The sequence below is a fragment of the Endozoicomonas sp. ONNA1 genome (assembly GCF_024606325.1).
In the GTDB taxonomy this organism is placed as follows: Bacteria; Pseudomonadota; Gammaproteobacteria; order Pseudomonadales; family Endozoicomonadaceae; genus Endozoicomonas_A.
The window spans coordinates 1-8260 of the sequence record NZ_JAHHPN010000186.1; the positions used below are offsets into that span (position 1 = coordinate 1).

The 8260-nt window shown below is 49.9% G+C and carries 1 protein-coding gene; it reads right to left on the reverse strand.

Going from position 1 to position 8260, the window contains the following annotated elements; genetic code table 11:
• Positions 1-8203, reverse strand: an 8203-nt coding sequence (locus KDK19_RS04350) for a TcdA/TcdB catalytic glycosyltransferase domain-containing protein (RefSeq protein WP_257291403.1), incomplete at its 3' end; no start/stop codon positions are given.
• Positions 8204-8260 lie beyond the last annotated feature (57 nt).

Sequence of the window (8260 nt, forward strand, 5' to 3'; positions counted from 1 at the left end):
GGCCCAATTCGGAAAAGTCATTTTTTAACTGTTGGGCATGGAGGGCAAACAGGTCATCTTTTGCCAATGTAGAAACCAGCAGGTCAGGGCCGGAGACCCTGAACGGGTTTATGTCATTGCCACCGGGTGCCACAATGTCCTGCAAAGACCCAAGCAGCAGACGAGTGAACAATGCTGCCATCGCGTCTAATGGCAGGCTTTTAACGTTACGGGCCAGCTGATAGCCCGCCTGCTGGATTCGGAAAAAATTCTCCTGCGCAAAGCGGTCGCCATAGGCCAGCAGGCCAACTCCAGACAACGGGTCTCCGATTGAGTCTGCACGGACAAAGGCGCTCATGTGACGCTCTGTTGGTATCCTGGCCTGTGTAAGAGACCGCTCGGCATCGGCAACCGGCAACGGCATCAACTGGTAAGGGGAAAAGTCATCACCGGTGTGTTGTTGCAGTCGACGGTTGTATTGCTCAATCAGGTCGGAGAGTGGCAGCCTGTTATTGTTTTCGATAAACGTACTAAGCAGTAAATTTCTGGCCCGGTCGAAAGCATCGTCACGATCGATACCCAAGCGCACATAATCCCTGCCGCGGGGCAAAGCGGGCAAGTTCCGGAGTTTTTTCACCAGCCCTTCTGTAACCGGAAGCTGGCGGGCCATTAACTGCCCCTGTTCGTCTTTCTCAAGTACCAGCTTGACGCGATGGTCTGACTGTGACCACAGGACATCGCCATCAACGGGCACGGTGCCGGTCCATTTGCGCCCAAGCTCATCAACCGCCACCAGGGCGTTACGGACACTGATTCGTTTTGTCCGGATTTCACCAAACAGCTTTCTGGCGAAAACTTCTACGGGGTAATGCTCCCCACTGGCATCAGCACCACAGCCCACCAAACTGACGGTATGGACAAACCGACCGCTGGTTAATCGCTTTAGCACATCGGCCAGTTGCTCAACCGTCTTCCCGCCCAGCAAAAACTGGTCGGAACCGGACTTTTCGCCCTGAACCTTACTGCCGTGGCCAACTACAATAATGCGGGTGTCGTCTTTAAGAAAATCAGCTTGCAATGCCTCAAGCTCAATGTCGTGTCCTGTCTTCGGATCAATCGGGGTTCCATCAGACTTTAGTCGTATAAGTTGGCTGAAATCGGGTTGGTATTTGTTGGCCAGATAAAGGCTGGCACTGGTTTCATTGTCGCTGTCACCCAGTTGAAGAATGACCTGGTTTTTATAACGGCTGTCTTGCTCAGAGGTCAGGGCATAACGCTCGGTTTTATCAGTTCCGGGTATCCAGCTACTGGGGCTTTCATCAGTATCGTCACTGATTAAATCAATCTTTGCTAATGGATTGATTTGCATGAAATAGGATTTTGGTTCAAAACCAAAAAGGTCTTTCCTTGAAAAAAAAGCAGACAAATAATTCGCGGAGACTGTTTGAAATCCATTCACCCCGGATATATACATTGTTGATCTGGAATGTGGCAGTATTCCATCTTTACGATAATTAAAAAAACTGTGGGCGATTTTCTGATCAATATTCAATTCCCTGGCGATTAATTTTGCAGTTTTATTTATATCGGTATTAGAAACTCTTAGTGGGTTGTCGAGATTTAAACGTTCAATCAATTGATAACGTTTTATAATATTTTTCTTAACTGCCTCGAGAACCTCGCTGTCAGGTGGCGCGATAATTAAGTTATTGTTGAGATGTATCTTTTTTTCATACCTTGATTTTATTTCCACTGAACCAGGAATAACCCTGAGCGAATCTTGAAAGACAAAAAGAGGTTTTTTGCCGTGATTGGCTATAGCTTCTTCAATAGCTTTTATTAAATCAGGGTATTCTTCCTTTATTCTGTCGTAGTATTTCTCTTCTTCCGGATCAGGTGTCCTGCCAAAAAACAGCTGTTCCGGCCCTTTCTGGGCAAGATAGTTAATAATTGCATGGTTAACGGGGTAACCCGGACCAATCAGCTCGCCGCCAAATAAAAAATATTTCGGAAATTTAATGTGTTTAAACAATTCCTTGTTAAAAGCAGGTAGTATATCAACATCCAAATAGACACCCCCTCCTTCCTTGTCTCTGGCAAGAACTTCCACTCTTACCAAATCTGCTGCTGCGGCTAAAATCCCCCTTTGCCCAAGTTCTTTCACGTACCACTTTCTCAGGCTGGCTTCATTGCCTGCCTGCCAGAGTGTATTGATATCTGCCAGCCTGAATTTACCGGAATCAGGGTTGCTCTTAAGTTTGGCCAGCTCGTCGGCAAACGTCCTGAGTTGCTTCGGGCTTTCTTCTTGTATTTTCTCTAACTCGCTTCGATCCATACCCAAATGGTTAACTAAAAACGCTTTTGCCATGTCGTCGAAGGTTTTACCCCGGGCGATGCCTTTTTTTATAGTGCTATAAGCCAGATCTTGCAGCTGATTAACACGTTCCACAAATTCAACCCTGGTATTTTCTTTTTTCAGGAATGATTCGGGTATTTTCTCAGCGGCAACAGCCTTAAGTATTTCCCGGGTAAGTATGGGCGCTAAAAACGCTTGTGGATCGTGCCAGAGCGTCAAAGACCAGGAGGGAACCTGTGAAGCCCAGATCTTGAGATCGTCTACAACACCTTTTTTGAGAGGACCAATCCAGATAGTGTGAAGCTTTTTGGGTACCTCGACCAAAGCGTCCAGCAGGTACTGTTTTATTGTGGCGACCAGGTGCGAGACGACTGCTTTTCCAAGAGCAGTACCGGGCAGGTTTTCCTGCATACGATAGACAAGGGCGTATTTTTTAAGGGCAGTCCCCTCTTGGCGAAACCGGTCAAATTGTGCAATTTTTTTCTCCAGCGATTTTAAATCATCTGAACTGAGAGCTCCCAGATGCGGCTTAAGGCTGCGCCTGAACATCTCCAGAGTCGGTATTGCATGATCGGGATTAACGGGCCCCAGCAAGCCACTGTTTTGTAACAGCGCAGAGGGCAGCTCCCGCAGTCCAATAGCACCTTCAGCAAACTGGTCTTTTTTAGGCAATCTTTCGACGGTGATGTCACCGTTACTGATGCGAAGTGCTTTGAGCTTGTCAGGTTTGTCGGCCAGTGACCAGGTCACCAGACCCGTCTCTGAAAGCAGGCCAACCCACAGACGTCCCCAGATATCGACTCTCAAAAGACCGTCACGGGCGGTCACTGTCCGGGTTTTTGTCGCTTTCAGGATATCTTTCAGGTATTGGCTGACAAGCCCGTCGTGATCGACACCTGAGCCAACCAGGTTAATGGTTTTAACCGGGGTATCACCGATCAATTCATTAATTTTTTTTGACAGGTCTGACGCGGTTTGCCCGCCCAGGGTAAATTCCCCGTCTTTGGATTCACCCAGGCCTACCACATGAATTCGGCTATCATCGCCCAGCAGTTTGCCAATATCGGCACTATTGATCTTTGCGCCCGTCTCGCCATCTGACCAATCATCGTTCTCAATGACCAGCCAACGGACTGAAGGCTCACTGCCTCCCGTTTGTTGGCGATTTTTATATTTGCGAAACAGGTAACGGCTGGCCTTGCTAATAGGGTTATCATCGCCAGACCCCATCTGGATAACCAGTTGTTGACGGTATTGGCTATGCTTCCGGGGATCTGTGTTTATATAGCGTCTGATATCATTTTCCTGATCCCGGGCAGCAGCCGCTTCGCTAGAAAGGGTAAAGTGATCTCCGGGAGACAATTGCAGAGCAGCCAGCAAAGCTTTGTAGCCTGCAGTCCAACTCATTGCAATCTTGCTTTCCTGCAGTGCGTTATCGCCATTCAGGATTCGATAGCCTTTCGCAAACTCTCGTACACCTCCGATTCGGTAATAAGCCAATGCCGCGTCAGCAATCCTTTCCCCGATTAAAAATGTTTCTCTGAGTCTGGCAGCATTCCAATTCGTCAAACCGGACACTTTAAATCGATCAACCTCTTCGAATTGTGATAAGAGGGTGTCATAAGCTAACTCTATGGTTGGGTTGCCCGGTCTTGCCGCGAAAAATAAACCCGGATTTTTTTCTGATGGCACGTAGGCCTGGTAGGGCATGACTTTAACTTTTCCCAAAGGCTTAAACAGTTGAGAGGGATCAGCATTTGCCACAAGCTGTTCAATGTCGCTCTTCAACCCAGGGTATTTTTCACCGAACCAGGCGATATCTTCTGAAACTTTCTGTTTAATGGCAGGGTCCTGATTATCAGGAAGGAATTCTTTGCCAAGCCTTTGGATGACCAGCTGTGTCTGTAATGTCTTTACCCTGTCCCAATCTGCTTTGCTGACGCCTGAATAATCAATACCCTTGAAAAGATCCTCATTCAATGCAGGCGAAAGCGACGTATCAGAATAAAGACCACCGAGAGTGCTAATCACCTTGATTTTCACCAGTGCGTTGGCCGCAGGCTGATGACCACGCAATCCCAGTTCCCTGTAATAGTGCTTTTTGGCTTTCTGACCATCTTCCCCGTAGGCACTGGTCCAGAGCTCATTAATATCTTTGAGGGAAAACTTGGCCCCGGGGTAAGAAGACGTTATTTCCTTTTCAAATTGCCGGAAGGATTCCAGCGTTTGGGCTTTTTGTTTGTCAATGTCCGTCTTGTATTTGAGATGGTCTATCAGAAAATCCTTCGCCGCCTGATCAAACAGCTGGCCACTTGCCATTTTTGGCTCTATGGCTTTCCAGGCCTCATCTTGTAACCTCATCAGTTCTTTCAGTAAATCCGATTCAAAATCAGATGGATTACCGGGATCGGACTGACCGGTCAATTTACTGGTCACAGATTCTTTAAGAGCTTCGGCGAGCACACCGGCGAGCATTGCATTCGGGTCATGCCAGAGGTTTATTCTTAAAACGGACTCTGAATTTGCTAAAATCCATGACCGGATATAATTCAGCTCCCCATCGGTTGGGTTAACGCTAACAAAATGCAGCCGTGGAGGGACTGACTTCATATTGCTTTCAAACCAGCTCCGGATGTCTGTAGCCAGTTTCGCAAATTTTACGCCGGTTTCCTGAGGGTGGTTCCCGATCAGGTCGGTGAGTTTTTCGTAGACCCTTAATGCCGAAGCAAAGGTTGATGGAGCATTCCCATGGCGAGAACTATCAAGGCTCATAAAAGATGAGAACAGGTCTTCAAAACGTCTGTTCAAATCTGCGTTCAGGATGCGTTTGTACTGTAATATCGCTGCATATTCCATATGGAACGTCTTGGCGTCAGGAATCAGTTTGTCGATTAATTTCGAGTCTGAGCCCTCAGCAGGATCAGGATCGGCACGGCGAACCCTGTGTCTTCCCACCGGTTTGGTCATTTCCGGATACTCATGCAGTGGGGGTGGCTGAAGACCATCATTCGTTGTCATCCTGCCAATGGAAGCCAGTTGCAGACGATAGGTGCCGTTTTTGTCAGGCTCTGCCGTCAGTTCCAGATGACGTCCCAGTGAGCCATATCCGGTCACCGCCAGGCGCACGGATTTGCTGGTGTCTGTCGCTGTCGTTTGATTAAACCTTACCTGTACGGGCAGGGCTTCTTTGATCATTACCTGACGGGGGTCTACTACGGCTAATCTGTTCTGTCCGGGATAGTTTTCAGAATAGTCCCGTGGCAAACCGAGCTCAGTACGAATCCGGTTTTTGATCCTGTTGGCATCCTCTTCCGGCTTTATGCCGAGTGCCAGTTGGAATGCTTTCTTTAACTGAAAAAAGAACGAAACATGGTCTGACAGCCATCCGGCACCAAAGGGCACGCCCCCCCAGCCCGGATCAAAATGGATGAGCGTGAAGGTGCCGTTATTGACGGTTTGGTTGACGGGTGCAAGGGCAGTCCGGTTCTCTGTGGCAGGGTCATGGACGGTGTCATTTTCCGCACCATGTCGGGTGAGCAGGTAGGCCAGTGGGCCGGATTTACCGCCGGGAGACGCGCCATTGTGACCGGGGATGATCAGGCTGACATACTCTCCCGGAATCGTCCTGTTCCGTTCTTCAGGGGGCACTTCCAGCAAACCAATGTCGTGAATATCGCCAAGGGTGTTGGGCCTTATTGGGGAGGTTACATTGCCCGACAGCCTCTGGAACTCGTTGGTATTGTTCAACCGATGCCTGAACAGGTCGCTGGCGTCCACCAGTCGGCGCAGGTCACTGACGATGGTTTCGTTACTGGAACCGGTCAGGTAGTCCGGCGACAGGTAAACCCCTATCCAGTCACCCAGAGCCGTGAGGGTAAAGAACCGGCCCCGGATGCTGCTGGTGGTGTTGTCAAAGAACGGCACCGGTTCCATTTCGGTCAGGCCATCGTAGCCATCCTGTTGTGCCTCATCATTTCTTTTGAGTCGCTTAAGGTTTGCCAGGGCCGGATTGTCAGGGTCTTTAGCGGTCAGCCAGTCCAGGCTGTCATCAATAGCCCTGCGGAAAGCCCATTGTTCACTGCGCAATGATTGCTCGTTGTAAACCATGATGATGGCCTGGAGCAAGTCCGCCATTTCCCCAGCTGTAACGGTACTCTCCGTCAATGGTTGCTGGTCTTCCATGACTCTGGCAAGTGCTGACGCCAGCCCGTCATCCAGATACAGTTCGCGGACGGCATCAACAAAGTCTCTCGCAGTGCCGCCCCGTTTCCTGAGGTTATGGCGCTGACCTGCCACCAGTCGCTGGTAGACAACACCTGACTGTTGTGGCCATTGCCGGGCCTGATAACGTTCATCCAATCCATAATTCGGTTGCAACGCTTCCAGCCCGTTGCCAGTGATCCCCCACAGCTGCTCGATACCGGCCACAGCCACGGGATTGTCCGTCAGGGTCTCTCGCCATGTTGGTATCAGCAGGGCCGACAGTCCGCGCCCAAGCGCCTCGGCAGAGTGCCGGGAAAGATCGGCCAACCCCAGGCGAACCAGTGGTTGGCTGCCGTTTGTGAAAGTTGCGTCACTGTCAATGAATAATCGGTCGGACTCTGCCTTGATCAGAGGAATCTTGTGATCGGGGTTTGTCGATCCCACCGGATCACTGGCATCCTGAAGTCCGTGAAGAAAGGCCAGCAACTGTTCGTTAAAACCACCGTATAGAAACAGTCCGGCTAATGTCTCAAGGTCAAAAACCAGCCGCTGGAGAGTTTGTGTTGGATCCTTGTAAGCCAGTGATTGATAGCTTTCCACGTCAAGGGTTATGTCGACCAGCCGCAGTGGTGGAGCTGCGTCCCCCTGGGGGTAAACCCTGACACCTATTTCCGTTCCCTGTACGCGGGTACAGTAACCTGTGCCAAAAGCGGGAAAGGCCATTGTCTCGTTGATGCGTAAAAGCGGTGCGACGGGCGTGAAGGCAAAATAATTGTCAGGCACTGGCCCGGTGACATTGCCTGATGAAGGGGTTGCTTCGCTTGTAACATTGCCTGATGAAAAGCTCGGCTCTGTTTTGAGCCCGGCAAGCGTTCGATCAAGGTGGTTTTTGGAATGCCAGTGATAAGCCCTGAGTCTGGCACTCAGGGGGGTAGGGGGCTTGTCGGGGGGTGAGGCTTTGAACAGACCGGGAAGCAAAACCTCCAGCCAATGACGTGAAGCCGGAGATAATTTCTGATTCAACCACTTGGCAGCCAGCGTTTCAGCGATAAAACCGAGCTGTGTTTCAGTGGCGACAGTGGAAACCGCGTCATCAGGATGGGTAATGGGAGACTGGATAAAACCGCTACCATTCTCTGTAGCATCACTCTCTTCGACACCATCATGCCGTGCCTGAAATTCTGACCAGAAGGCATTGGGATCACAAGCCTCATAAACGACTATTGCCATGTGATTCAGCAAAGTGGCAACAAGCCGGTCAACTCCGGGAGTCTCTGCCAGACTGGCGGGTTTGCCAGAAGTCTGGGGTAATGATGATGGATTGATGATCGATTGCCCGATTAACAAAGTGACACCATCATCGTCATAAAAAACATTCTGACCCGCTAAGTCAGAGTCAGAAAAGATAATGCTGACATTCCGGTGTATGTGGTGCGGAAATAAACCTGACTGCTCAATCAACCAGAAGGCCCTGTCAATGGCTGTCCTGACGGTACTGATGTACGCAGGCGTGGCAAAAGCCGAGCCCGGTCGATTCATCGACAGACCGATTTTAAAAGTATCTGTGTCAACAATGGCGGAGTAAAACCAGCCATCGCTGGTCTCAAGCCACTGTCGTTCGGGAGGAGGATTGGGAGGAATCGTATCAGTTCGATTGGCAGGCATAGGGTAAGCTCTCCGAAACTGGCGAGTTGTTCGGGACTGGGCTGATTAAACCACCCT